At 68.5% G+C, this 24,271-nt stretch carries 24 protein-coding genes and 3 tRNA genes; all 27 read left to right on the top strand.

The window, feature by feature from the left end; all coding sequences use genetic code 11:
• Positions 1-4 precede the first annotated feature (4 nt).
• A complete protein-coding gene (locus J2739_RS27130) occupies positions 5-1,192 on the top strand; it encodes a thiolase family protein (protein ID WP_309907529.1) in 1,188 nt (395 codons plus the stop codon).
• A gap of 46 nt (positions 1,193-1,238) precedes the next feature.
• The gene (locus J2739_RS27125) at positions 1,239-2,489 is read left to right on the top strand and encodes an SDR family NAD(P)-dependent oxidoreductase (RefSeq protein WP_309907527.1); all 1,251 of its coding nucleotides are present in this window, start codon (positions 1,239-1,241) and stop codon (positions 2,487-2,489) included.
• Between the two features lie 14 nt (positions 2,490-2,503).
• Positions 2,504-3,313 carry a cyclase family protein gene (locus J2739_RS27120; RefSeq protein WP_309907526.1) on the top strand — a complete coding sequence of 270 codons (810 nt, stop codon included), beginning with the start codon at positions 2,504-2,506 and terminating at the stop codon, positions 3,311-3,313.
• Between the two features lie 19 nt (positions 3,314-3,332).
• Positions 3,333-4,064, top strand: a complete 732-nt coding sequence (locus J2739_RS27115) for an SDR family NAD(P)-dependent oxidoreductase (protein ID WP_309907523.1) — start codon at positions 3,333-3,335, stop codon at positions 4,062-4,064.
• A gap of 146 nt (positions 4,065-4,210) precedes the next feature.
• The gene (locus tag J2739_RS27110; protein ID WP_309907522.1) at positions 4,211-5,368 is read left to right on the top strand and encodes an ABC transporter substrate-binding protein; all 1,158 of its coding nucleotides are present in this window, start codon (positions 4,211-4,213) and stop codon (positions 5,366-5,368) included.
• A gap of 97 nt (positions 5,369-5,465) precedes the next feature.
• Positions 5,466-6,617 carry an ABC transporter substrate-binding protein gene (locus J2739_RS27105; protein ID WP_309907520.1) on the top strand — a complete coding sequence of 384 codons (1,152 nt, stop codon included), beginning with the start codon at positions 5,466-5,468 and terminating at the stop codon, positions 6,615-6,617.
• Between the two features lie 25 nt (positions 6,618-6,642).
• Positions 6,643-7,962 (top strand): aromatic ring-hydroxylating dioxygenase subunit alpha, encoded by a 1,320-nt coding sequence (locus J2739_RS27100; protein WP_309907518.1) that lies wholly within the window; start codon positions 6,643-6,645, stop codon positions 7,960-7,962.
• Entirely contained in the window at positions 7,959-8,423 is a 465-nt protein-coding gene (locus J2739_RS27095) for an aromatic-ring-hydroxylating dioxygenase subunit beta (RefSeq protein ID WP_309907516.1), read from the top strand. Before J2739_RS27100 ends, J2739_RS27095 begins: the two co-directional genes overlap by 4 nt.
• A 40-nt stretch (positions 8,424-8,463) precedes the next feature.
• A complete protein-coding gene (locus J2739_RS27090) occupies positions 8,464-9,627 on the top strand; it encodes an ABC transporter substrate-binding protein (RefSeq protein ID WP_309907514.1) in 1,164 nt (387 codons plus the stop codon).
• A gap of 38 nt (positions 9,628-9,665) precedes the next feature.
• Entirely contained in the window at positions 9,666-10,721 is a 1,056-nt protein-coding gene (locus J2739_RS27085) for a branched-chain amino acid ABC transporter permease (RefSeq protein WP_309907511.1), read from the top strand.
• Between the two features lie 82 nt (positions 10,722-10,803).
• On the top strand, positions 10,804-12,654 hold the full coding sequence (locus tag J2739_RS27080; protein WP_309907509.1) for a branched-chain amino acid ABC transporter ATP-binding protein/permease: 1,851 nt from the start codon (positions 10,804-10,806) through the stop codon (positions 12,652-12,654).
• On the top strand, positions 12,651-13,382 hold the full coding sequence (locus J2739_RS27075; protein WP_309907507.1) for an ABC transporter ATP-binding protein: 732 nt from the start codon (positions 12,651-12,653) through the stop codon (positions 13,380-13,382). The genes J2739_RS27080 and J2739_RS27075 overlap by 4 nt, the downstream gene beginning before the upstream one ends.
• Complete coding sequence (locus tag J2739_RS27070) at positions 13,372-14,973, top strand: ATP-dependent acyl-CoA ligase (RefSeq protein WP_309907505.1); 1,602 nt, start codon at positions 13,372-13,374, stop codon at positions 14,971-14,973. The genes J2739_RS27075 and J2739_RS27070 overlap by 11 nt, the downstream gene beginning before the upstream one ends.
• Positions 14,974-15,027: 54 nt before the next feature.
• Positions 15,028-15,804: an SDR family NAD(P)-dependent oxidoreductase gene (locus J2739_RS27065; RefSeq protein WP_309907503.1), complete on the top strand. Its 777-nt coding sequence runs from the start codon at positions 15,028-15,030 to the stop codon at positions 15,802-15,804.
• Complete coding sequence (locus J2739_RS27060; RefSeq protein WP_309907502.1) at positions 15,801-16,307, top strand: MarR family winged helix-turn-helix transcriptional regulator; 507 nt, start codon at positions 15,801-15,803, stop codon at positions 16,305-16,307. Before J2739_RS27065 ends, J2739_RS27060 begins: the two co-directional genes overlap by 4 nt.
• A 373-nt stretch (positions 16,308-16,680) precedes the next feature.
• Entirely contained in the window at positions 16,681-18,183 is a 1,503-nt protein-coding gene (trpE, locus tag J2739_RS27055) for an anthranilate synthase component I (RefSeq protein ID WP_309907500.1), read from the top strand.
• Complete coding sequence (locus J2739_RS27050; protein ID WP_309907498.1) at positions 18,180-18,629, top strand: GxxExxY protein; 450 nt, start codon at positions 18,180-18,182, stop codon at positions 18,627-18,629. The genes trpE and J2739_RS27050 overlap by 4 nt, the downstream gene beginning before the upstream one ends.
• Positions 18,630-18,714: 85 nt before the next feature.
• The gene (locus tag J2739_RS27045; RefSeq protein ID WP_309907496.1) at positions 18,715-19,299 is read left to right on the top strand and encodes an anthranilate synthase component II; all 585 of its coding nucleotides are present in this window, start codon (positions 18,715-18,717) and stop codon (positions 19,297-19,299) included.
• A gap of 4 nt (positions 19,300-19,303) precedes the next feature.
• Entirely contained in the window at positions 19,304-20,353 is a 1,050-nt protein-coding gene (gene ltaE / locus J2739_RS27040) for a low-specificity L-threonine aldolase (protein WP_309907494.1), read from the top strand.
• Positions 20,346-21,008, top strand: coding sequence for a LysE family translocator (locus J2739_RS27035; protein ID WP_309907493.1), 663 nt, complete (start codon positions 20,346-20,348; stop codon positions 21,006-21,008). Before ltaE ends, J2739_RS27035 begins: the two co-directional genes overlap by 8 nt.
• Before the next feature lie 16 nt (positions 21,009-21,024).
• Positions 21,025-22,050 (top strand): anthranilate phosphoribosyltransferase, encoded by a 1,026-nt coding sequence (trpD, locus tag J2739_RS27030; protein WP_309907491.1) that lies wholly within the window; start codon positions 21,025-21,027, stop codon positions 22,048-22,050.
• Positions 22,051-22,064: 14 nt separating this feature from the next.
• The gene (gene trpC, locus J2739_RS27025) at positions 22,065-22,865 is read left to right on the top strand and encodes an indole-3-glycerol phosphate synthase TrpC (RefSeq protein WP_309907489.1); all 801 of its coding nucleotides are present in this window, start codon (positions 22,065-22,067) and stop codon (positions 22,863-22,865) included.
• The gene (locus J2739_RS27020; RefSeq protein WP_309907487.1) at positions 22,862-23,566 is read left to right on the top strand and encodes a uracil-DNA glycosylase; all 705 of its coding nucleotides are present in this window, start codon (positions 22,862-22,864) and stop codon (positions 23,564-23,566) included. Before trpC ends, J2739_RS27020 begins: the two co-directional genes overlap by 4 nt.
• A 143-nt stretch (positions 23,567-23,709) precedes the next feature.
• A tRNA-Tyr gene (locus J2739_RS27015) sits at positions 23,710-23,795 on the top strand.
• A 121-nt stretch (positions 23,796-23,916) separates the two neighbouring features.
• Positions 23,917-23,990 (top strand) — tRNA-Gly (locus tag J2739_RS27010).
• A gap of 40 nt (positions 23,991-24,030) precedes the next feature.
• A tRNA-Thr gene (locus J2739_RS27005) sits at positions 24,031-24,105 on the top strand.
• A gap of 74 nt (positions 24,106-24,179) precedes the next feature.
• Positions 24,180-24,271 (top strand): GTP-binding protein (locus tag J2739_RS27000; RefSeq protein ID WP_082519739.1); only part of this gene is annotated, 92 nt, incomplete at its 3' end.

Genomic DNA, 24,271 nt, shown 5'->3' with positions numbered 1-24,271 from the left:
GCGCATGAAGTCGGACACGACCACGAGGCGCAGGCAGTCCTACGAAGGCGTCGCGGTTGCGGTCCCCGTCACCGTGCCCTATGCGCGCTACTCCACGCGCAGCGCGCACTGGTTCGTCGGCCAGGCGCTCGAGGCGCTGGTCAAGGCCAGCGGCGTGGCCAAGGAAGACATCGACGGCCTGTGCCTCAGCAGCTTCTCGCTGGCGCCCGACACGGCCGTCGGCGTGACGCAGCACCTGGGGCTGTCGCCCCGCTGGCTGGACCACGTGCCCACCGGCGGCGCCTCGGGCGTGATGTGCCTGCGCCGCGCGGCACGGGCGGTGCAGGCGGGCGATGCCGAGATCGTGGCCTGCGTGGGCGCCGACACCAACCATGTCGATTCCTTCCGCCTCACGCTCGGCAGCTTCAGCAACTTCGCGCGCGACGCGAGCTATCCCTACGGATCGGGCGGCCCCAATTCGATCTTCGCGATGATCACCGCCAACTACATGCGGACCTACGGTGCGAAGCGCGAGGACTTCGGCCGCATCGCGGTGGACCAGCGCACCAACGCGCTGGGCAATCCGAACGCAATGTTCAAGAAGCCGCTCACGCTCGACGAATACATGGGGGCCCGCCCGATCTCCGAGCCCATCCACCTGTTCGACTGCGTCATGCCCTGCGCCGGCGCCGAGGCCTTCCTGGTCATGAGCGAAGCGCGGGCGCGCGACCTGGGTCTTGCCCATGTCGTGATCCGCGGCGCCATCGAGCGCCACAACGCCTATGCCGAGGACCCGGTAATGGTGCGGGGCGGCTGGCGCAAGGACCGCGACGACCTCTATGCGCAGGCGGGCGTGAAGCCCGCCGAGCTCGACTTCGTCCAGACCTACGACGACTATCCCGTCATCGTGATGATGCATTTCGAGGACCTGGGCTTCTGCGAGAAGGGCGAGGGCCCGGACTTCGTGCGTTCGCACGCGATGACCTTCGACGGCAGCTTTCCCAACAACACCAGCGGAGGGCAGCTCTCGGCCGGCCAGGCCGGGGCAGCGGGCGGCTTCCTCGGCATGGTCGAGGCGATCCGCCAGCTCACCGACCAGGCCGGTCCGCGCCGCGTGCCCGATGCGAAGCTGGGCCTGGTGGCCGGCTTCGGCATGGTCACCTACGACCGCTGCCTGTGCACGGGCGCAGTGATTCTGGGGAGGTCGGAATGAACGCGGATGTCCGCTCCCGTGTCCTCATGACAAGGCATAGCGAACCATGACCATGCCCCTCATGCGTCCCAAGCGCAAGAACCCCATCCTGCGCACGCGGCAGATGAACCTGCCGCCCGGCTCGCGCGGGCGCATTGCGCTCGGCATGACCGCCGCGGCCGCCGAAGGCCGCTTCGAGCTGCAGACCTGCCAGGACTGCGGCACCGTGCAGTACCCGCCGCGCGAGGCCTGCCACAAGTGCCTCTCGCCGCGCCTGCACTGGCGCGAGCAGACGGGCGAGGGTGCGCTGCTCGCCACCACCACGCTGCACCACAGCAACGACCTGTTCTTCCGCGAGCGCCTGCCGTGGCGCCTGGGGCTGGTGCACCTCGACAGCGGACCGACGCTGATGGTGCACATGCACGGCGAGGTCGGGGATGCGCCGGCGCGGGTGCGCGTCGGCGCGCGCCTGGACCGCGCGGGACAAGCCGTACTCATTGGATTTCCGAACGAAGGGAGTGCCCATATGGCCGACGACAAGATGCTGCGCGAGATGACCAGCGATCCCAAGTTCCGCAAGGCGCTGGTGACCGACGGCAAGACCGAGGTGGGCCAGGCCATCGTGCGCGCCCTGGTGAAGGCCGGCGCGGACATCGTCTGGGTCGGCCATGCCGAGCCCTGGAAGAAGCTCGGCGGCCTGGAGGACATCACGGCCCTGCCGCAGGTGACGCTGGTGCCGCTGGACCTGACCAACGGCCGCTCGGTCAGCGAGCTGGCCGGCGAGATCGGCGGCAAGGTCGACATCGTGATCAACAACGCCGAGGTGCACCGCACCTTCGGCATCGGCGCGCGGCGCGGCACCGACGTCGCCAAGGCCGAGATGGACATCAACTACTTCGGGCTGCTGCGCCTGGCGCAGGAGTTCGGGCCCGCGCTCAAGGGGCGCTCGGCCGATGGCGTGACCAGCGCCACGGCCTGGGTCAACCTGCTGTCGATCTACGCCCTCGCGAACTTCCCGCCGCACGGCACCTTCAGCGCTTCGAAAGCGGCGGCGTATTCGCTGTCGCAGTGCCTGCGCGCCGAGATGCGCCCCGCCGGCATCCGCGTGGTCAATGTGTTCCCCGGCCCGATCGACGACGAATGGAACCAGCACCTGCCACCGCCGAAGGTCACACCCGCCGCACTCGCCAATGCGATCGTCAAGGCGCTGCGCGAAGGCCTCGAGGACGTGTACCCCGGCGACGTGGCGCAGGAGTGGCTGGATCGCTGGCGCGACAACCCCAAGGTGCTCGAACGCGAGCTGGCCGCGGGCGGATGAGCAGGAGCAACACGATGAGCACCACCGAACTGATGTCCACCGCCGAACTCCTCGGCGGCCTGGTCGGCGCCATGGCGACCGGCCGCATCCGCGTGATCGACCTCACGCAGACGCTGACGCCCGAGTTTCCGCAGATCGCGCTGCCGCCCGAGATGGGCCAGTGCTGGCCCTTCCGCATCGAGGAGGTGTCGAAGTACGACGAGCGCGGGCCGGGCTGGTACTGGAACAACTTTTCCTGCGGCGAGCACACCGGCACGCACTTCGACGCGCCCATCCACTGGATCTCGGGCCGCGATCTGCCGAACAACTCGGTCGACACCATCCCCGTGCAGCACTTCGTCGCGGCGGCCTGCGTGATCGACTGCTCGGCGCAGGTGAAGGCCGATGCCGACTACCTGATGACCGTGGAGGACATCGAGCGCTTCGAGGCCGAGCACGGGCGCATCCCGAAGGGCGCCTGGGTGCTGATGCGCACCGACTGGTCGAAGCGGCAGGACCCCGAGGCCTACCAGAACTTCGACGAGACCGGCCAGCACACGCCGGGCCCGAGCGCCGAGGCGGTGCGCTTCCTGGTCGAGCAGCGCGAGGTGTTGGGCTTCGGCTCGGAGGCGATCGGGACCGATGCCGGGCAGGGCTACCACCTGCGCCCGCCTTATCCGTGCCACTACTTCATGCACGGCGCGGGCAGGTACGGCCTGCAGTGCCTCGCCAACCTCGACCAGCTTCCGCCCACCGGCGCGGTGCTGATCTGCCCGCCGCTGAAGATCGAGAAGGGCAGCGGCAGTCCGCTGCGGGTGCTGGCGCTGGTGGGAGACGCGGCTTGAACAAGAAAAGGAGATCACCATGAACCTCACGCATCCCGTCGCCGCCGTCACCGGCGGCAGTGCCGGCATCGGCAAGGCGATCTGCGCGGACCTGCTCGCGCAAGGCTACGAGGTGGTGTCGCTGGCGCGGCGCCGATGCGAGATCAACCATCCCAAGCTCTTCAACATCGAGGTCGACCTGACGGACCGCGCCGCGACCGCCGAAGCCGCGCGGGAGATGGCGAGCCGCTTCGAGGTGAGGACCGTGGTTCACAACGCGGGCGTGATCCGGCCGGCCCTGCTGCCCGAGGTCAAGCTCGAGGACCTCGACGCGCTGGTCGAGCTGCACCTGGGCTGCGCGATCCAGCTGGTGCAGGCCGCGCTCCCCGCGATGCGCGCCGAGCGCTTCGGCCGCGTGGTGCTGTTGTCCTCGCGGGCCGCGGTGGGCCTGGCCACGCGCACCAGCTACTCGGCCACCAAGGCCGGCATGCTGGGGATGGCGCGCACCTGGGCGCTGGAGCTGGCGGCCGAGGGCATCACGGTCAACGTGGTGGCGCCGGGACCGATCCGCACCGACATGTTCTACGACGTGGTGGAAGCCGGCAGCGAGAAGGAATGCCAGCTCGCCGCCTCGGTGCCGGTGAAGCGCCTGGGCGAGGCGGCCGACGTGGCACGGGCCGTGCGTTTCTTCGCCGATCCGGCCAACGGCTTCATCACCGGCCAGGTGCTCTATGTGTGCGGCGGCACCAGCGTGGGAAGTCTTGCGCTGTAGCGGTGCACCCCGCGCGCCCGGCCGGACCCCCGCGTAAACCCCCTCGTCGCCTCTCTTGTCATCGAAGCGCCGTCTCGCTAGTATTGTTTAGACCTAAACATTTCATAAATCATGTTCAAGCCCGGCCCAACCCCTGGAGGATCGCCATGAGAGTTCCAAGCCCCATCCGCGCCCTGGCGGGCATCGTGCTCGGCATCGGCGTCCTGAGCGCCTCCAGTGCCTGGGCCGCCGACTACAAGGTCGGCTTCATCACATCGCTGTCGGGGCCGGTGTCCTCGCTGGGCATCCCGTACGAGAAGGGCATGAAGGCCGCGCTGGCCTACAAGCAGGAGCTGAACGGACGCAAGATCCAGCTGGTCCAGCTCGACGATGGCTCCGATCCGTCGACCGCCGCGCGCAACGCGCGCAAGCTGATCGACGAGGACAAGGTCGACGTCATCATCGGCACCGCCGGGTCGCCCGGCGCGCTGGCCATCGCCGCGGTGGCGCGCGAAACCAGGACGCCGCTGATCTCCATCGCCAACGCCAACCTGCCGGGCGAAGAGGGCGCTTGGATGGTGACGCTGCCGCAGCCCGCGCCGCTCATGCTCGATGCCGTCGTCGACCAGATGAAGAAGTCCGGCGTCAAGACCGTGGGCTACATCGGCTTCTCCGATGCCTGGGGCGACCTGGTCTACGACGCGCTCACCAAGAGCGCGCCGGCCGCCGGCATCAAGGTGGTGAGCAACGAACGCTATGCGCGTGCCGACGCCTCGGTCACCGGCCAGGTGCTGAAGATCGTGGCACTGAAGCCGGACGCGGTGATCACCGGCACCTCGGGCACGCCCGGCGCGCTGCCCTACCTCGCACTCTCGGAGCGCGGCTACAAGGGCCAGATCTACGGCATGCATGCCCTGATCAACCCCGACTTCGTGCGCGTGGGCGGCAGCGCGGTCGAAGGCCTGCTCGCGCCCACCGGCCCGGTGATCGTGGCCGAGCAGCTTCCCGACTCGAACCCGATCCGCAAGGTGTCGATGGACTTCCGCGCCGCCTACCAGAAGGCCAACGGCGCAGCACCCACCGATGCCTTCTCGGCCTACACCTTCGACGCGTGGCTGCTCTTTCTCGATGCCGCCCAGCGCGCCAAGGGCGAGCCGGGCACGCCGGCCTTCCGCGTGGCGCTGCGCGATGCGATCGTCAGCACGAAGGAGCTGGTGGGCACCCACAGCGTCTACAACTTCAAGCCGGACAGCCGCTACGGCTCCGACCAGCGCTCGCGCGTGGTCGTGAAGCTCGAGAAGGGACAGTGGAAGCTGGTGCCGTGAGCCCTCGTTCCCGGCGTTCCATCGGCGACTTCTGCGAAGCCTCTGCGCCCCCTGCGTTCGGTTGCCCGTTCCCGATCCCATTCACCCGACACCCGACATGACCGTATTCAAGCGCCTACTCGCCCCCGCCGCAGCCTTCCTCGCCATCGCAGCCTTCGGCCCGGCGTGGGCGGCCGATCTCAAGATCGGCTTCATCAGCTCGCTGTCAGGGCCCATCTCGGCGCTGGGCATTCCCTATGAGAAGGGCATCCGTGCCGCCATCGCCGAGCATCCGACGCTGGCCGGCCGCAAGGTCGAGCTGATCGTGCTCGACGATGCCTCGGACCCCACCACCGCCGGCCGCAATGCGCGCAAGCTGGTGGTCGAGGACAAGGTCGACGTCCTCATCGGCACCTCGGGCGTTCCGAGCGCGATGGCCATCGCCGCGGTGGCGCGCGAGCTCGGCACGCCGCTGATCTCGCCCACGCCGGTCACCCTGCCCGGCCCGGAAGGCGCATGGACCGTGACGGTCTCGCAGCCCTTCCCGTTGATGGTGGCGGGCGTGGTCGAGCGCATGAAGAAATCCGGCGTGAAGACGGTGGCCTACATCGGCTTCTCCGATGCGCTGGGCGACCTGGCCTACGACTCGCTGGTGAAGAGCGCCGAGGCCGCGGGCATCAAGGTGGTGGCGAACGAGCGCTATGCGCGCTCCGATTCCTCGGTCGCGGGCCAGGTGCTCAAGATCATGGCCACGCGGCCCGATGCGGTCTTCGCCGGCAACTCCGGCACGCCCGGCGCCTTGCCCTACCTCGGCCTCGCGGAGCGCGGCTACAAGGGCCAGATCTACGGCACGCACGGGCTGATCAATGCCGACTTCGTGCGCGTGGGCGGCAGCGCGATCGAGGGCCTGCAGGTGCCCAGCGGGCCGGTGCTGGTGGCCGACCAGCTGCCGGCCGACAACCCGATCAAGAAGGTGTCGATGAACTTCCGCGCCGCCTATCAAAAGGCGCACGGCGCACTGCCGACGGATGCCTTCTCCTCCTACACCTACGACGCCTATCTGCTGCTGGCCGACGCGGCCTCGCGCACCAAGGGCGAGCCCGGCACCCCGGCCTATCGCACGGCCTTGCGCGATGCCATCATGAGCACCAGGGAGCTGGTGGGCACGCACGGGATCTACAACTTCAAGCCGGACAGCCGCTACGGCTCCGACCGGCGCGCCGTGGTGGTGGTGCGCATGGAAAAGGGCCAGTGGAAGCTGGTGCCCTGAACCGGACGGATCGCAGAGGCCCGCCATGAGCAGCAACTATCGCGACCGACCGGAAGCCATCCGCGCGCTGGTCCAGGAGGACCGCGTCCATCGCGACCTGTACCTGAGCGACGAGCTGTTCGCCCTGGAGCAGGAGCGCCTGTTCGCCCGCACCTGGCTCTATGCGGGCCATGCGAGTCAGGTGCCGAACACCGGCGACTACTGGGCGCTGGAGCTGGCCGGCCGGCCGGTGATGATGGTGCGCCAGGCGGACGGCGCGGTGCGCGTCTTCTACAACCGCTGCGCGCACAAGGGCAGCCGATTGGTGACGGACGAGAGCGGCAATGCGGGCAAGTTCTTCCGCTGCCCCTACCACGCCTGGACCTACAAGCTCGACGGCGCGCCGCTGGCAATTCCGCTGAAGACGGGCTACGAGGGGACGCGCCTGAAGGAATGCGAATCGGGCCGAGGCCTGGTCGAGCTGAAGAACACGGCCGTCTATCGCGACTTCGTGTTCGTGCGCCTGTCCGATCGTGGCCCGGGTTTCGAGGACTACTTCGGCGAGGTGCTGCGTGCCATCGACAACATGGTCGAGCGCTCGCCCGAGGGCCGGCTGACGGTGGGCGGCGGCGTGTTGCGCAACATCATCCATTGCAACTGGAAGATGTACCTCGAGAACATCAACGACACGGTGCATCCGATGTCCACGCACGAGTCGGCCACGCAGGCGGCCGATGCGCTGTGGCAGGGCCGCGCGCCCGACGAGCCCAAGCCGATGGCGATGGAGCAGATCCTGCCCTTCGGCTCGGGCTACGACTTCTTCGACAAGATGGGCGGGCGCGTGTTTGCCAACGGGCACAGCGTGCTGGGCATCAACTTCAGCATCCACTCGAACTACGCCCAACTGCCCGACTACGAGGCTGCGATGCGCGAGGCGCACGGCGCCGAGCGGGCGATCGAGATCCTGCAGCGCTCGCCGCAGAACTCGGTGCTGTTCCCCAGCCTCTCGGTCAAGGGCTCGCCGCAAGCCATCCGGGTGATCCGCCCGCTGGCGGCGAACCGCACCCTGATCGAGGCCTGGAGCTTTCGTGCGGCCGGCGCGCCGGACCTGCTCTTCGAGCGTGCGATGACCTACAACCGGCTGGTCTTCTCGCCCATGTCGGTGGTGGCGCACGACGACGTGCACCTGTTCGAGAGCATGCAGCAGGGGCTGAAGGCCGAAGGCAACGAGTGGGTGAGCCTGCATCGCAACTTCGATCCGGCCGAGCTCTCGCAGGACACCATCAGCACCAACGGCACCAACGAGCTGCTGATGCGCAACCAGTTCCGTGCCTGGGCCAGGTACATGGCGGAGGCTTCGACGTGACGCAGGCGCAGGACTTCATCGCCGCCGAGGCTGCCCTGCTCGATGCCGGCCGCTTCGACGACTGGCTGGCGCTCTTCGCCGAGGACGGGCACTACTGGGTGCCGCTGCAAGGCGCCGCGCAGGCCGATCCGCTGTCGCACAACTCCATCGCCTATGAAGACCGCCTGCTCCTGCAGCTGCGCATCGAGCGCCTGAAGAACCCCCGGGCCCATTCGCAGCATCCCAGGAGCCACTGCCAGCATGTGCTGCAGCGCTCCGTGGTCGAGCATGACGGCGAGGACGGACTCGTGCTCTCCACGCCGTTCATCTACGTCGAGGCGCGCGGCGAAGCGCAGGTGCTGCTCGCCGGCACTTGCCGCCACCAGCTGGTGCGCCATGCCGACGGCTTCCTGATCCGCCAGAAGCGCATCGATCTGCTCAACCCGGGGCGCGCGCTTCCGGCCATCCAGCTGTTCATCTGAACCACCCCATCCGACCCATCGATCACCCAGGAGCCATGACATGACGAAGAGCCTGAAGCTGAAGACCCTGGCGCGCAGCGCGCTGGCCGCGGCCCTTGCCGCCGGATGCGCGACCGCCGCGCTCGCGGCCGATCTCAAGGTGGGCCTGAGCGTCTCGCTCTCCGGCCCCAACTCCTCGCTGGGCGTGCCCTATGCCAAGGGAATGCAGGCCGCGCTGGCCTACAGGGGCGAGGTCAACGGCCGCAAGATCCGGCTGGTCGTGCTCGACGACGGCTCCGATCCGACCACCGCCGGCCGCAACGCGCGCAAGCTGGTCGACGAGGAGAAGGTGGATGTGCTGATGGGAACCTCCGGCGTGCCCGCCGCGATCGCGATGGCGCAGGTGGGCCGCGATGCGAAGGTGCCGATGATCGGCCTGACGCCGATCCAGCTCGACCCGGCGGAGAACGGCTGGGTCTTCACCGTGGCGCAGCCCACGCAGCTGATGATCGACGCGGTGGTCGAGCGCATGAAGAAGGATGGCGTCAAGACCGTCGGCTACATCGGCTTCTCCGACGCCTGGGGCGACCTGGTCTACAACGCGCTGATGAAGGCGGCGCCCGCGGCCGGCATCAAGGTGCTGGGCAACGAGCGCTATGCGCGCGCCGATGCCTCGGTCACCGGGCAGGTGCTGAAGCTGATTGCGATGAAGCCTGACGCGGTGATGACCGGCGGCGCCGGCACCCCCGGCGCGCTGCCCTTCCTGGCGCTCGCCGAGCGCGGCTTCAAGGGGCCGATGTATGGCCAGCACGGGCTGATCAACCCCGATTTCGTGCGCGTGGTCGGCAGCGCCGGGCAGGGCGCGCTGATGCCCACCGGGCCGGTGATCGTGGCCGAGCAGCTGCCGTCGGAATATCCGACCAAGAAGATCGCGATGGACTTCCGCGCGATCTTCCAGAAGGTCAACAACGCGCCCACGAGCGATGCCTTCTCCGCCTATTCCTTCGACGCCTGGCTGGTCTTCACCGACGCGGCCAAGCGGGCCAAGGGCGAGCCCGGCACGCCGGAGTTCCGGCAGTCGCTGCGCGATGCGATCGCCAGCACCCGGGAGGTGGTGGGCACGCACGGCGTCTACAACTTCAAGCCGGGCAATCTCTATGGCGTGGACGAGCGCGCGCGCGTGATCGTCAAGCTGGACAACGGGCAGTGGAAGCTCGCGAACTGAGCTGATTCGACACCGAGGCAACAGCGGAGGACTTGGCAATGACACCCGACGTGGCACTGATCCTGGGCATCGACGGCCTGGCGAACGGCGCCGTTTATCTTCTGGCCGGGCTGGGGCTGGTGCTGATCTTCTCGGTCACGCGCGTGGTCTTCGTGCCCTTCGGCGACGTCGCGGCCTTTGCCGCGCTGTCGCTGGCCGCCTTCGAAACCGGTCGCGTGCCGCCCACCATCGGCCTGGTGCTGGTGCTCACCGCGCTGGCCTTGCTGACCGAGATCGGCAGCCTGGTGCGGCGCGGCGAAAGCGCGCGCATTCCCAAGGCCTTGCTGGGCTGGGGCGTGCTGCCGCTCGTCCCCTGCCTGCTGGCCTGGCTGGCGAGCCGGCCCGGCGTGCCGGCGCCGGTGCATATCGCGGTGACGGTGCTGCTGGTGGTGCCGATTGCGCCGCTGCTGTCGCGCATCGTGTTCCAGCCCATCGCCGATGCCTCGGTGCTGGTGCTGCTGATCGTCTCGCTCGCGCTGCACTTCCTGCTGTCGGGACTGGGGCTGCTGTTCTTCGGACCCGAGGGCTCGCGCACGCAGCCGCTGGCCAGCGGCTCGCTTCCGCTGGGCGACGGCTTCACGGTGAGCGGGCAGGTGATCCTGATGGTGGCTTCGGCGATCGTGCTCAGCGGCCTGTTCTTCCTGGTCTTCGAGCGCACCGTGGCCGGCAAGGCGCTGCGCGCGACCGCCGTCAACCGCGTGGGGGCGCGGCTGGTCGGCATTCGGCCGGCACGCACCGCGTTGCTGGCCTACGGCTGCGCCTCGCTGCTGGCGGGCCTGATCGGCGTGCTGATCGCACCGGTCACCACCATGTACTACGACTCGGGCTTCATCATCGGGCTGAAGGCCTTCGTGGCCGCGATCATCGGCGGGCTGGTGAGCTACCCGATGACCGCCATCGGCGCGCTGGCGGTCGGCGTGGTCGAAAGCTTTGCCTCCTTCTGGAGCGGCGCGCTGAAGGACGTGATCGTCTTCAGCCTGCTGATCCCGGTGCTCATGCTGCGCTCCTTCGTGAGCGTGCATGCGGAAGAGGAAGAAGAGGAGGTGGATCAATGAGTGCAGCGCCGGGCCGCCCCAAGCAAGCTCGCGCCCCCTCGGGGGGCAGCGATGACACGAAGTGCAGAGCCTGGAGGCATCAATGAGTGCAGCGCAGCCGACCGAAGGCGCCGTCCATGTGGAGCGCGGCGCGGCGACAGGAACGCCGGCGCGGCGCCTCCCCCGGCGCCTGCTGTGGATCACCCTCGTCACCGTGGTGCTGGCCCTGGTGCCGCTGCTGGCGGGCAACTTCACCGTCTCGCTGCTCAACGACATCGGCATCGGCGCGCTGGTGGCGCTGGGCCTGGTGCTGCTGACCGGCATCGGCGGGGCGACCTCCTTCGGGCAGGCGGCCTTCGTCGGCATCGCGGCCTATGCGACGGCCTGGCTCAGCACCACGCAGGGCTTGTCGCCCTGGATCGGGCTGGTGTTCGCGCTGGGCCTGACCGGCCTCTCGGCGCTGGCCATCGGCATGCTGACGCTGCGGCTGGGCGGGCACTTCCTGCCGCTGTCGACCATCGCCTGGGGCCTGTCGATCGCGATGCTGTTCGGCAACGTGGATGCGCTGGGGCGACACACGGGGCTGTCGAACATCCCGGCACTCGCGATCGGCAGCTTTTCGCTGGCCGATCCGCGCGCCATCTACTACCTGATCTGGGTCCTGGTCGGGCTGGCCATGCTGTTCAGCCACAACCTGCTGGAATCGCGGCCGGGGCGCGCGATCCGCAGCCTGCGCGGCGGCGCCATCCTGCTGGCCAGCGTGGGCGAGGACGCCTACCGCGTGCGGCTCACGCTGTTCGTGACGGCCGCGCTGCTCGCCGGCCTCGCGGGCTGGCTCTATGCGCACATGAACCGCTTCGTGAGTCCCTCGCCCTTCGATGTGCGCGCCAGCATCGAGTACCTGCTGATGGCGGTGGCCGGCGGGCTCGGGAGCCTGGCGGGCGCACTGGTGGGCTCGGCGCTGGTGCTGATCCTGAAGAACGGCCTGCAGGACGTGCTGCCGCTGCTGACGCAGCGTGCCGGCCAGCTCGAGGCGGTGGCCTTCGCGACGCTGTTCATCCTGCTGCTGCACTTCGCGCGCGGCGGGCTGATGGGCTTCGTGCGCCGCTTCACGCGCCGGCGCGCCGCGGCCGCGCCGACTCGTGAGCCGGCGGCGCCGGTCGCACCCCTGCCGCACCGCAAGCTGCCCGAACGCGGCACGCCGATCCTGTCGGTGACCGGCGCGGTGAAGCGCTTCGGCGGTCTCGTGGCCGTGAACGACGTGAGCTTCGAGGTCAAGGCCGGCGAGATCATGGGCCTGATCGGCCCGAACGGCGCCGGCAAGTCGACCATGTTCAACCTGCTGACCTGCACCTTGCCGATGACGGCCGGGCAGGTGCGCTTCCTCGGCCACGACATCGCCGGCATGCCGCAGCGCAAGGTGGCGCGGCTGGGGCTGGCGCGGACTTTCCAGCATGTCAAGCTGCGCCCGCACATGACGCTGCTCGACAACGTCGCGCTGGGTGCGCATGCGCGCACGAGCGCGGGGGTGCTCAAGGCCGGCCTGCGGCTCGATCGCGACGAGGAGCGCCAGATCCTGCAGGAGGCGCAGCGCCAGCTGGACCGCATCGGCCTGGGCGATCGCGCGCACGAGCTCGCGGGCAGCCTGCCGCTGGGCACGCAGCGCATCCTGGAGATCGCCCGCGCACTGGCGGCCGACCCCGTGCTGCTGGTGCTCGACGAGCCTGCCGCGGGCCTGCGCCGAAAGGAAAAGATGGCCCTGGGCGAGCTGCTGCGCAGGCTGCGCGAGGAGGGCGTGACCATCCTGATCGTCGAGCACGACATGGACTTCGTGATGAAACTGGTGGACCGGCTGGTGGTGATGAATTTCGGCTCCAAGCTGGTCGAGGGCGTGCCCGCGGCCGTGCGCGCGGACCAGCGGGTGCAGGCGGCTTATCTGGGGAGCGTCGTATGAGCGCAATGCTCGAGATAGGTGACCTTCATGTTTCCTACGGCCAGGTCGACGCGGTTCGCGGCGTGTCCCTGAACCTGGAGCATGGCCAGATCATTTCGGTGATCGGCCCCAATGGCGCCGGCAAGACCACGCTGCTGGCAGCGGCCATGGGCCTGCTGCCCTGCAAGGGCGTGCTGCGCTTCGAGGGCGAGGACCTGCACGGCCTCGACGTCGAGGCACGCGTGGAGCGCGGCCTGTGCCTGGTGCCCGAGAAGCGCGAGCTCTTCGGCGAGCTGAGCGTACTGGACAACCTGCAGCTCGGCGCCTTCGGCAGCCGGCTGCGCAGCGATGCCCTGAAGAAGCGGTTGCAGGGCGTGTACGACCGCTTCCCGCGCCTGGCCGAGCGTCGCGCTCAGCGCGCGGACACGCTCTCCGGCGGCGAGCGGCAGATGCTGGCCGTGGGCCGCGCGCTGATGTCGGCCCCGCGCCTGCTGATGCTGGACGAGCCCAGCCTGGGGCTCGCGCCGCTGATCGTGCGCGACATCCTCGCCATCGTGCGCAAGCTGCGCGACGACGGCGTCTCGATCCTGCTGGTGGAGCAGAACGCGCGCGCAGCGCTCGAGAGCTCGGACCAAGGCTATGTGCTGGAGACCGGAGAGATCGCGCTCACCGGCGCCTCGCAGGCGCTGGCCAGCGATCCGCGCGTGCAGGCCACCTACCTGGGCGGGGGCACGGACGATGACGAATGAGCGGCCCGTTAGCCCGCTGCCGCCCGCGTTGCGCACGCTGCCCGAGATGCTCGAGCGGCAGGCGGAGCGCTTCGGCGAGCGGCCGCTGCTGCGCATCGCCGGCCGGTCGTGGACACATGGCGACGCACGGCGGGCCGCAGCGGGCCGTGCGGCTGCGCTGGCCCATGCCGGCGTGCGGCGCGGCGACCGCGTCGCGGTGATGAGCAGCAACCGCATCGAGTTCCTCGAAGTCTTCCTCGGCTGCGGCTGGCTCGGCGCCGCGATGGTGCCGATCAACACAGCCTCGATGGGGCCGCAGATCGACTACTTCCTGCGCCACAGCGAAGCGAAGTTGCTGGTCATCGAAGCGGGCTTCGTCGAGCGCTTGCCGGCGGTGGATCGAGCACGCACCTCGCTGCGGGAGATCTGGGTGCTGGACGCCGCTGCCGAAGGCGAAGCGGCAGGCGTGTGCACGCGGCCTTACCCCGCTGCGCGCGAGGCCCTGCCGCCGGCCTCGATGCAGCCGGGCGATCCGCTGGCGATCCTCTACACCTCGGGCACCACCGGGCCGGCCAAGGGCGTGGTGTGCCCGCATGCGCAGTACTACTGGTGGGGCGTCAACAGCGCGGACGTGCTCGGCGTCGATGCCGGGGACGTGCTGTGCACCACGCTGCCGCTGTTCCACATCAATGCGCTCAACACCTTCGCGCAAGCCGCGATCACCGGCTGCGAAGTGGTCTTCGAGCCGCGCTTCTCCGCCTCCGGCTTCTGGGCCTCGATGCGTGCCTCGGGCGCCACGGTGGTCTACCTGCTGGGGGCGATGGTTCCCATCCTGCTGGCGCAGCCCGAGGGCCGCGGTGAACGGGACCATCGCGTGCGCGTGGGGCTCGGGCCCGGGGTGCCGGAAGCGGCGGCTCGGGCCTTTCTGGCGCGCACGGGCGTGCGGTTGCTGGAAGGCTACGGCTCGACCGAGACCAACTTCGCCATCGCCACCGCGCCCGATTCGGCGCGCGGCGGCGTCATGGGCTGGCTGCGCCCGGGTTTCCAGGCCCGCGTGGCGGACGAGGACGACGCCGCGCTGCCGGACGGCGAGGCCGGCGAGCTGCTGCTGCGCGCCGACGAGCCCCATGCCTTCGCAAGCGGCTACTTCAACATGCCGGAGAAGACGGTGGAGGCCTGGCGCAACCTGTGGTTCCACACCGGCGATCGCGTGGTGCGCGAGGCGGACGGGGCTTACCGCTTCGTCGATCGCATCAAGGATGCGATCCGGCGGCGCGGCGAGAACATCTCCTCCTTCGAGGTCGAGCAGGTGCTGTCGAGCCACCCTTGCGTCGCTGCCTGCGCGGTCTATCCGGTGCGCTCCGAACTGGCCGAGGACGAGGTGATGGCCGCACTGGTGGCGCACGAAGGTCAGCACATCGACCCGGCCGAGCTGCTCGCCTTCTGCGAAAGCCGGCTGCCGTACTTCGCGCTGCCGCGCTATGTGGACCTGCTGCCCGAGCTGCCCCGCACCGAGAACGGCAAGGTGCAGAAGTACAAGCTGCGCGAGCGCGGCGTGACGGCGCTCACCTGGGACCGCGGTGCCGGCGGGCGAGTGCCGGCCCGCGGGTGACGCTGAGCTGGCGCGTGTGATCGCTAGAATCATTCAGGACTAAACATTTCAGGCATGCAAGCAAATCCATTGACCGGCCGCCATGCGCTCGTGACTGGCGCCGCCCGCGGCATCGGCGCCGAGATCGCGCGCACCCTGGCGGCCGAGGGCGCCGTCTTGACGCTGCTGGGCCGGGATCGTGCAGCGCTGCTGCGCGTGGCGGACGCGCTGCCGGGCAGCGGCCATGGCGTGGTGACGGCCGACGTGCCCGACCCCGAGGCCGTGCCTGCGGCCTTCGCGCAGGCGCGCGCCGAGCGCGGGCCGGTCGCGATCCTGGTCAACAACGCCGGCGCCGCCGAGAGCGCGCCTTTCATGAAGACCTCCATGGCGCTCTGGCAGCGCATGCTCGCCGTCAACCTGACCGGCAGCTTCCTCTGCGCCCAGGCCGCGCTGCCCGGCATGCTGGAAGCGGGCTGGGGCCGCATCGTCAACATCGCGAGCACGGCAGGCCAGAAAGGCTATGCCTATGTCAGCGCCTACACGGCGGCCAAGCACGGCGTGATCGGCCTCACCCGTTCGCTGGCGCTGGAGGTCGCGCGCAAAGGCGTGACGGTGAATGCCGTCTGCCCCGGCTACACCGACACCGACATCCTGCGCGACAGCATCAGCAACGTGGTCGGCAAGACCGGCCGCAGCGAGGCCGATGCGCTGGCCGAGTTCGCTTCCGTCAATCCCCAGCGGCGCATCGTGCAGCCGGCCGAGGTGGCCGATGCGGTGCGCTGGCTCTGCGGCGAGGGCGCGGCCTCGGTCAACGGCCAGTCGATCTCGGTCTCGGGCGGCGAGGTCACATGAAGCAGAACGATGCTTCCCATGCACTCCTGAGCGATGCGCAAGAGCTGGGCCACGAGGCGCGCGCCGGCACCGGCGACCACGCGGTGCTCAAGCTGTGGCTGCGCATGCTGGCCAGCACCACGCAGATCGAGGCCGAGATCCGCACGCGCCTGCGCGAGAACTTCGACATCTCGCTCGCGCGCTTCGACTACATGGCGCAGCTCTTCCGCTACCGCGAGGGCCTCAAGATGCGCGTGCTCTCGCGCTACCTGATGGTGACCGGGGGCAATGTCACCGGCCTCACGGACGAGCTCGAGCGCGAGGGCGTGGTGCAGCGCTCGCCCAGCCCCGAAGACCGCCGGGCCTGGATCGTCAGCCTGACGCCCAAGGGCCGGCGCAGCTTCGAAGCGATGGCCAAGGCGCACGAGCAGTGGCTGCTGGAGCTCTTCGCCGGGCTGGACGACAAGGCGGTGCAGCAGCTGTACGCGCAGCTGGGCGCGCTGCGCGTGCACCTGGTCCGCTGAATCGGCCGGCTTTTCCGGGCAGCGCGTCCTTCGGCGTCCCGCGGCCGAAGACGCGGAGCGCCGGCAGGCGCTGCAGGGCGGTGCGTTTTCATCGGGGTTCCTCCCCTCCTTGGAAAAAGAGTGCCCAAATGCATCTTTTTGTAGGAGCCGATGTCCCTGGGATAAACTCGCCCTTCCATGTTCATTCATCACGTCATTCAGACAGGTCAAGGCGGCCGGGGAGCCTGGCCTTGGCGCACGCCATCGTTGCAGCCTGTTTGATGGCACGGCGCACGCCGTGCGCCCACGGCCGATGTCCTTCCCGACCCGGCCACCTCTCATGTGAATGACACCGGCGACCCCGTGGCGTCGCCGGCCGACGGAGACCCCACCCGTGATCACCGAACTCGAATTCAAGAGCCTCAGCGCACAGGGCTACAACCGCATCCCGCTGATGGTCGAGGCCTTTGCAGACCTCGAAACCCCGCTGTCTCTTTACCTCAAGCTGGCCCATACCAAGGAAGGCGGCCGCCACAGTTTCCTGCTGGAATCGGTGGTGGGCGGCGAGCGCTTCGGCCGCTACAGTTTCATCGGATTGCCCGCGCGCACCCTGCTGCGGGCCAGCGGTTTCGGCAGTGAGGCGCTGACCCAGGTCGTCACCGGCGGCAAGGTGGTCGAGGAAGCGCGCGGCAATCCGCTGGACTTCGTGGCGGCCTATCAGAAGCGCTTCAAGGTGGCGCTGCGGCCCGGCCTGCCGCGCTTCTGCGGCGGCCTGGCCGGCTACTTCGGCTACGACACGGTGCGGCATATCGAGAAGAAGCTCGAAGGTACCTGCCCGCCCGACACCCTGGGCTGCCCCGACATCCTCCTCCTGCAGTGCGAGGAGCTGGCGGTGATCGACAACCTCTCGGGCAAGCTCTACCTGATCGTCTACGCCGACCCCGCGCAGCCGGAGGCCTACGCCAACGCCAAGCGGCGCCTGCGCGAACTGCGCGAGCAGCTCAAGTACTCGGTCAGCGCGCCGCAGGTGCGGCCGACCCAGGCGCATCCGGCGGAGCGCAGCTTCGCCAAGGCCGACTACCTCGCGGCGGTGGTGCGTGCCAAGGAACTGATCGCGGCCGGCGACTTCATGCAGGTGCAGGTGGGCCAGCGCATCAGCAAGCGCTACACCGAGTCGCCGCTCTCGCTCTACCGCGCGCTGCGTTCGCTCAATCCCTCGCCCTACATGTACTACTACGACCTGGGCGATTTCCACGTGGTGGGCGCCTCGCCCGAGATCCTGGTGCGCCAGGAGCACACGGGGGAGGGCGAGCAGAAGATCACCATCCGGCCGCTGGCCGGCACCCGCCCGCGCGGCGCCTCGCCCGAGCTGGACAAGGCGGCCGAACAGGAGCTGATCAACGACCCCAAGGAGCGCGCCGAGCACGTGATGCTGATCGACCTGGCGCGCAACGACATCGGCCGCATCGCCAAGACCGGCAGCGTGAAGGTGACCGAGGCCTTTGCCATCGAGCGCTACAGCCACGTGATGCACATCGTGAGCAATGTCGAGGGCACCCTGAAAGACGGCATGACCGCGATCGACGTGCTCAAGGCCACCTTCCCCGCCGGCACCCTGACCGGCGCGCCCAAGGTGCATGCGATGGAGCTCATCGACCAGCTGGAGCCCACCAAGCGCGGACTCTACGGCGGCGCTTGCGGCTACATCAGCTACGCGGGCGACATGGACGTCGCGATTGCCATCCGCACCGGCATCGTCAAGGAACAGATGCTGCATGTGCAGGCAGCGGCGGGCGTGGTGGCCGATTCCGTTCCGGAGTTGGAGTGGAAGGAGACGGAGGCGAAGGCGCGGGCCTTGCTGCGGGCGGCAGAGCTGGTGGAGGAGGGGCTGGAATGAACACCGAATTCGGACAGCCCGACGCAGAAGGCGCAAAGGCTTCGCAGAGGGTGCAGAAGGAAGATCCAGGTTTCGAGAACGATTTTTCGCACGAGGTGATCGGTGCGGCGGTGGAGGTTCAGCGCGTCCTGGGCACGGGGCTGCTGGAGAGCGCTTACGCGGCGGCGCTGGCCATTGAATTGCATGAGCGGGAACTGGGTTTCGAGCGCGAGGCCCCGATCGAAGCGATCTACAAGGGACGTCCACTGGGCGTGGCGTATCGCGCCGATTTCATTGTGGAAGGTCGGGTGTTGCTGGAGCTCAAGGCGATGGAAGCCGTCAGCGAGCAACATCGGGCCCAGTTGCTTTCCCTGTTGCGCGTCTCGGGTTTGAAGCTCGGCCTGCTCATCAACTTCCACGTATTCCCTGTCGTCAAGGGAATCCACAGGGTGGTCAACAAGCTATGAACTTCTTGATGGCCTTCTTCTGCGACTTCTGCGGAACCTTCGCAACTTCTGCGTTCGGCTGTCCGCATTCCGAGAGATTCTCCCGATGAAACTCCTGATGATCGACAACTACGACAGCTTCACCTACAACCTCGTCCAGTATTTCGGCGAGCTGGGCGCGGAGGTGGAAGTGCATCGCAACGACGAGATCACGGTGGAGGAGGTGGGCAAGCGCATCGCGGGCGGTGTCGGCCGGCTGGTGATCTCGCCCGGGCCGTGCTCGCCGGCCGAAGCCGGCATTTCGGTCGCGGCCATCCAGGCATTCGCCGGCAAGCTGCCGATCCTCGGGGTCTGCCTGGGGCACCAGGCGATCGGTGCGGCGTTCGGCGCTCGCATCGTTCGCGCGCAACAGCTGATGCACGGCAAGACCAGCGAGATCACGACCACGCGCGAAGGCGTGTTCGCCGGGCTGCCCGAGAAATTCGTGGTCAACCGCTACCACTCCCTGTCCATCGAGCGCGACTCCTGCCCCGCCGAACTCAAGGTCACCGCCTGGACGGAGGACGGCGAGATCATGGGCGTGCGTCATACCGGCTTCGATCCGGCGGTGCGCATCGAGGGCGTGCAGTTCCATCCGGAATCCATCCTCACGGAGCACGGTCATGCCATGCTCAAGAATTTCCTGGAGTGAAGCCATGAGCCATCCAGTGATCGACCTGCGCAGCGACACCGTCACCCGGCCGACCGAGGCGATGCGAGCGGCCATGCTCGCCGCTCCCTTGGGCGACGACGTGTTCGGCGACGATCCCAGCGTCAACGCGCTGCAGGCGCAGATCGCCGAGATGCTGGGTTTCGAGGCGGCGCTCTTCGTGCCCACCGGGACGCAGAGCAACTTCTGCGCGATCCTCGCCCACTGCCAGCGCGGCGACGAGTACATCGTGGGCCAGATGGCGCACTGCTACCGCTGGGAGGGCGGCGGCGCGGCGGTGTTCGGCAGCGTGCAGCCGCAGCCGCTCGATCACCAGCCGGACGGCACGCTGGCGCTGCAAGACATCGAGGCGGCCATCAAGCCCGATGACGCGCATTTCGCGCGCACTCGCCTGCTGGCCCTGGAAAACACGCTGGGCGGAAAGCTGCTGCCCTTCGACTACATCGAGCAGGCCACGCAGCTCGCGCAGCGCCGCGGGCTGGGCCGGCATCTCGACGGCGCGCGGCTCTTCAATGCCGCGGTCGCACAGGCGCAGCGGCGCGGCACCGATGCGCGGGCCGAAGCAAGGCGCATCGCGGGCTGCTTCGACACCGTCTCGGTCTGCTTCAGCAAGGGGCTCGGCGCGCCGGTGGGCTCGGCGCTGTGCGGATCGCGCGAGCTGATCTCTCGGGCCCACCGTATCCGCAAGATGGCCGGCGGCGGCATGCGCCAGGCCGGCATGCTGGCGGCGGCGGCGTCCCATGCGCTGCAGCATCACGTCGATCGCCTCGCAGAGGATCACGCCCTCGCACGCCGCCTGGCCGAGGGCCTGTCCGGCATCGAGGGCCTGAAGGTCGAGGCGCCGCAGACCAATCTGCTTTTCGTCGATCTCGTGGGCGAGGCGAAGGCGCGATCGGCCGACCTGCTCGCGCACCTGAAGCGTGAGGGTGTGCTCGCCACGGGGCTGTATCGCCTGCGCTTCGCCACGCACCTGGACGTCGATGCCGCCGGCATCGCCCACGCCGTCGCTGCCATCCGGAGCTTCTTCCATGCCTGATGCGCATTCCCTGCTGCTCTTCGTCGCCGCCGGCCTGCTGTTGAACCTGACGCCCGGGCCGGACGTGCTCTACATCGTGAGCCGGGCATTGCGTTCGGGCGTGCGTGCCGGCATCGTGGCCGGCCTGGGTATCACGGCCGGTTGCTTCGTGCACATCACGGCCGCCGCCGTGGGCGTGGGCGCGCTGATGGCGGCCTCGGCAGCGCTGTTCACGGGGCTCAAGTGGGTCGGTGCAGCCTATTTGTTGTGGGTCGGTGTGCGCATGCTGGCGTCGCGCAGGCCGAAGGAAGATCTGCTGCCGGTCGAGGGCGCGACGGAGCGCGTTGAACTCAAGAACGTGTTTCTCGGCGGCTTCTGGACCAACGTGCTCAATCCGAAGGTGGCGCTGTTCTTCCTGGCTTTCGTGCCGCAGTTCATTGCAACCGACGCTGCCAGCAAGCCGCTGGCCTTCCTGCTGCTCGGCACGCTGTTCAATGTCAACGCGATCTTCGTGAATGTCGGCTGGGCCTTGCTCGCGGGATGGACCGCGCGTCGCGTGGGTGCGGTGCGGCGCGGCATGCACTGGCTGGAGCGCGGCGCGGGCGCGCTGTTCGTCGGCTTTGGCATCCGCCTTGCGCTCGCCGAGAATCCGGGCGCGGCGCCGTCCGTTCACTAACCCAGGGATATTCATCATGCCCATCACCCCCCAGGAAGCCTTGCAGCGCACCATCGAGCACCGCGAAGTGTTCCATGACGAGATGCTGCACATCGTGCGTCTGATCATGAGCGGCGAATGCTCGCCGGTGATGATGGCGGCACTGATCACCGGCCTGCGCGTCAAGAAGGAAACCATCGGCGAGATCACCGCTGCCGCGCAGGTGATGCGCGAGGTCTCGACCAAGGTGCCCGTGGCCGATACGCGGCACCTGGTCGACATCGTGGGCACCGGCGGCGACGGCTCGCACACCTTCAACATCTCGACCTGCTCCATGTTCGTGGCCGCGGCCGCGGGCGCCAAGGTCAGCAAGCACGGCGGGCGCAGCGTGAGCAGCAAGTCCGGCAGCGCGGACGTGCTGGAGTCGCTGGGCGTCAACATCAACCTCACGCCCGAGCAGATCGCGAAGTGCATCGCCGATGTGGGCATCGGCTTCATGTTCGCGCCCAACCACCATCCGGCGATGAAGAACGTGGCGCCGGTGCGCAAGGAACTGGGCATCAAGACCATCTTCAACATCCTGGGGCCGCTCACGAACCCGGCCGGTGCGCCGAACATCCTGATGGGCGTGTTCCATCCGGACCTGGTCGGCATCCAGGTGCGCGCGCTGCAGCGGCTGGGCGCCGAGCATGCGCTCGTGGTCTACGGGCGCGACGGCATGGACGAGATCTCGCTCGGCGCCGCCACCATGGTCGGCGAGCTGAAGAACGGCGAGGTGCGCGAGTACGAGCTGCACCCCGAGGATTTCGGCTTCGCGATGTCGAGCAACCGCGCGCTGCGCGTCGAGACGCCCGAGCAATCGAAGGCGATGTTGCTGGGCGTGCTGGACAACCAGCCCGGACCGGCGCGCGACATCGTGATCCTGAATGCCGGCGCCGCGCTCTATGCGGCTGACCTGGTGGACTCGATGACGGGCGGCATCGCACGCGCCCGCTCGGCCCTCGAATCGGGCGCGGCGAAGGCCAAGCTGGCCGAGATGGTCCAGGCGACGAGCGCAGGCTGAGGAGGCGGGAAATCATGTCCGACATCCTCGAGAAGATCGTCGCCGTCAAGCGCGAAGAGGTGGCCGCCGCGCTCAAGAAGCGCTCGCTCGAGGCCATCCGCTTCGATGCCGAGAGCCGGGTGCTCACGCGCGATTTCACCGGCGCGCTGCGCGCCAGGATCGCGGCCGGTCAGGCGGCGGTGATCGCCGAGGTCAAGAAGGCCAGCCCGAGCAAAGGCGTGCTGCGCGCCGACTTCGTCCCGGCCGACATCGCGCAAAGCTACGCCGAGGGCGACGGCACGGTCAGCGCGGCCTGCCTCTCCGTGCTGACCGATCGCCAGTTCTTCCAGGGCGGCGTCGACTATCTCAAGCAGGCGCGCGCTTCCTGCGAGCTGCCGGTGCTGCGCAAGGATTTCATCGTCGATGCCTACCAGGTCTACGAATCGCGAGCCATCGGCGCCGACGCCATCCTGCTCATAGCAGCCATCCTGGACGACGCGCAGATGCGCGACTTCGAGGCGATCGCGGCCGGGCTCGGCATGGCGGTGCTGGTCGAGGTGCATGACGCCACGGAACTCGAGCGGGCGCTGAAGCTGCGCACCCCGCTCATCGGCGTCAACAACCGCAACCTGCGGACCTTCGAAGTCTCGGTGCAAACCACGCTCGATCTGTTGCCGAAGGTTCCGGCGGATCGCCTGCTCGTCACCGAGTCCGGCATCACCTTGCGCGAGGACGTGGCGAAGCTGCGCGCGGCCGGCATCCATGCCTTCCTGGTGGGCGAGGCGTTCATGCGTGCCGACGAGCCGGGCGAGGCACTGGCCGACCTGTTTCGATGAGCGCGCCGCCGACTCAGCTGCAGAGCAGCGATCCCGCCGATTGGCCAGTGGCCGCTGGGTGGCAGCCCCTGGTCGACGAGTTCTTCGGCTCGCCGACCGGGTTGAAGCTGATCGATTTCCTGCACGAGCGGCTCAAGTCCGGTGCGGCCGTCTTTCCGCCAAGGCCATTGCGCGCGCTCGAGCTCACGCCGCCCGATGCGGTGCGGGTCGTGATTCTGGGCCAGGATCCCTACCACGGGCGCGGCCAGGCCGAGGGGCTGGCCTTCTCGGTGGCACCGGGCGTGGCCTTGCCGCCTTCGCTGCGCAACATCTTCAAGGAGCTGGAGCGCGACCTGGGCACGCCGCCGCCGCCCTTCCCTGACCCGGGCGGCAGCCTGGTCAAGTGGGCCAGCCGCGGCGTGCTGCTGCTCAACACCTGCCTCACGGTCGAGGAAGGCCAGCCGGCCAGCCATTCGGGCCGCGGTTGGGAGGTGCTCACCGATGCCGTGATCCGGCACGTGGCCCAGGGCGAGCGGCCCGTGGTGTTCATGCTGTGGGGCGCGCATGCGCAAAGCAAGCGAGCACTGATCGACAGCCGCCGCCACAAGGTGCTGACGGCCAACCACCCTTCGCCGTTGTCTGCCCTGCGCCCGCCGGTGCCTTTCATCGGCTGCGGCCACTTCGGCCAGGCGCGGGCGTGGCGCGAGGCCCGGGGCCTTTGATCCGGGTGAAATCACGCCGGCAGGGCGGCAGGCGGGTGTGAACCCGCCCTTCGACGGATAGGCTTCGCGACCGCGACCGCGACCGCGACCCGATCCGTGTCATCGACCTCGCCTGCCAACCGTGCTATATTTCGAGGTTCGCCGGAGAGGTGGCCGAGTGGTTAATGGCAGCAGACTGTAAATCTGCCCTCTTACGAGTACGCTGGTTCGAATCCAGCCCTCTCCACCAGCGAAGAAACGGATTTTTGCAGAGCGTTTGAATGACGGGTTCCGGTGCGAGGCTGGAAGGCGAAAGCACAGAACCCGGACCGTGCTCGGTGCGACCTTGGCTAGAGGGGTTGCGCCGCGATGCGGGAGTAGTTCAATGGTAGAACCCTAGCCTTCCAAGCTAATGACGCGGGTTCGATTCCCGTCTCCCGCTCCAGGAATCCAGTTCGACGCGAGGCACAGTTTTTTGAGTATTCGCCCATTTGGCTCAGTGGTAGAGCACTCCCTTGGTAAGGGAGAGGTCGCGGGTCCGATTCCCGCAATGGGCACCAGTTTTGGGGTTGCAGCCGGCCGGTTGCAACCCCATGTCAGTGTGTTGATCTAGTTATTTTTCGGAGTCGAGAAAATGGCAAAAGGAAAATTCACCCGCACGAAGCCGCACGTGAACGTGGGCACGATCGGTCACGTGGACCATGGCAAGACCACCCTGACGGCGGC

It is taken from the genome of Variovorax soli (assembly GCF_031454625.1).
GTDB classification, from domain to species: domain Bacteria; phylum Pseudomonadota; class Gammaproteobacteria; order Burkholderiales; family Burkholderiaceae_C; genus Variovorax; species Variovorax soli_A.
Note: the sequence above shows the minus strand (reverse complement) of the source record. Positions and strands in the feature narration are given on the sequence as shown.

What these genes read in the sequence shown, in the direction of transcription:
- J2739_RS27105 (WP_309907520.1), top strand. Translation starts at nt 5,466, where the DNA reads ATGACCGTATTCAAGCGCCTACTCGCCCCCGCCGCAGCCTTCCTCGCC.
- J2739_RS27080 (WP_309907509.1), top strand. Translation starts at nt 10,804, where the DNA reads ATGAGTGCAGCGCAGCCGACCGAAGGCGCCGTCCATGTGGAGCGCGGC.
- trpD (WP_309907491.1), top strand. Translation starts at nt 21,025, where the DNA reads ATGCCCATCACCCCCCAGGAAGCCTTGCAGCGCACCATCGAGCACCGC.
- J2739_RS27130 (WP_309907529.1), top strand. Translation starts at nt 5, where the DNA reads ATGAAGTCGGACACGACCACGAGGCGCAGGCAGTCCTACGAAGGCGTC.
- J2739_RS27110 (WP_309907522.1), top strand. Translation starts at nt 4,211, where the DNA reads ATGAGAGTTCCAAGCCCCATCCGCGCCCTGGCGGGCATCGTGCTCGGC.
- J2739_RS27120 (WP_309907526.1), top strand. Translation starts at nt 2,504, where the DNA reads ATGAGCACCACCGAACTGATGTCCACCGCCGAACTCCTCGGCGGCCTG.
- trpC (WP_309907489.1), top strand. Translation starts at nt 22,065, where the DNA reads ATGTCCGACATCCTCGAGAAGATCGTCGCCGTCAAGCGCGAAGAGGTG.
- J2739_RS27090 (WP_309907514.1), top strand. Translation starts at nt 8,464, where the DNA reads ATGACGAAGAGCCTGAAGCTGAAGACCCTGGCGCGCAGCGCGCTGGCC.
- J2739_RS27065 (WP_309907503.1), top strand. Translation starts at nt 15,028, where the DNA reads ATGCAAGCAAATCCATTGACCGGCCGCCATGCGCTCGTGACTGGCGCC.
- J2739_RS27020 (WP_309907487.1), top strand. Translation starts at nt 22,862, where the DNA reads ATGAGCGCGCCGCCGACTCAGCTGCAGAGCAGCGATCCCGCCGATTGG.
- J2739_RS27050 (WP_309907498.1), top strand. Translation starts at nt 18,180, where the DNA reads ATGAACACCGAATTCGGACAGCCCGACGCAGAAGGCGCAAAGGCTTCG.
- J2739_RS27070 (WP_309907505.1), top strand. Translation starts at nt 13,372, where the DNA reads ATGACGAATGAGCGGCCCGTTAGCCCGCTGCCGCCCGCGTTGCGCACG.
- J2739_RS27060 (WP_309907502.1), top strand. Translation starts at nt 15,801, where the DNA reads ATGAAGCAGAACGATGCTTCCCATGCACTCCTGAGCGATGCGCAAGAG.
- J2739_RS27085 (WP_309907511.1), top strand. Translation starts at nt 9,666, where the DNA reads ATGACACCCGACGTGGCACTGATCCTGGGCATCGACGGCCTGGCGAAC.
- J2739_RS27035 (WP_309907493.1), top strand. Translation starts at nt 20,346, where the DNA reads ATGCCTGATGCGCATTCCCTGCTGCTCTTCGTCGCCGCCGGCCTGCTG.
- J2739_RS27125 (WP_309907527.1), top strand. Translation starts at nt 1,239, where the DNA reads ATGACCATGCCCCTCATGCGTCCCAAGCGCAAGAACCCCATCCTGCGC.
- J2739_RS27045 (WP_309907496.1), top strand. Translation starts at nt 18,715, where the DNA reads ATGAAACTCCTGATGATCGACAACTACGACAGCTTCACCTACAACCTC.
- J2739_RS27115 (WP_309907523.1), top strand. Translation starts at nt 3,333, where the DNA reads ATGAACCTCACGCATCCCGTCGCCGCCGTCACCGGCGGCAGTGCCGGC.
- J2739_RS27100 (WP_309907518.1), top strand. Translation starts at nt 6,643, where the DNA reads ATGAGCAGCAACTATCGCGACCGACCGGAAGCCATCCGCGCGCTGGTC.
- ltaE (WP_309907494.1), top strand. Translation starts at nt 19,304, where the DNA reads ATGAGCCATCCAGTGATCGACCTGCGCAGCGACACCGTCACCCGGCCG.
- J2739_RS27075 (WP_309907507.1), top strand. Translation starts at nt 12,651, where the DNA reads ATGAGCGCAATGCTCGAGATAGGTGACCTTCATGTTTCCTACGGCCAG.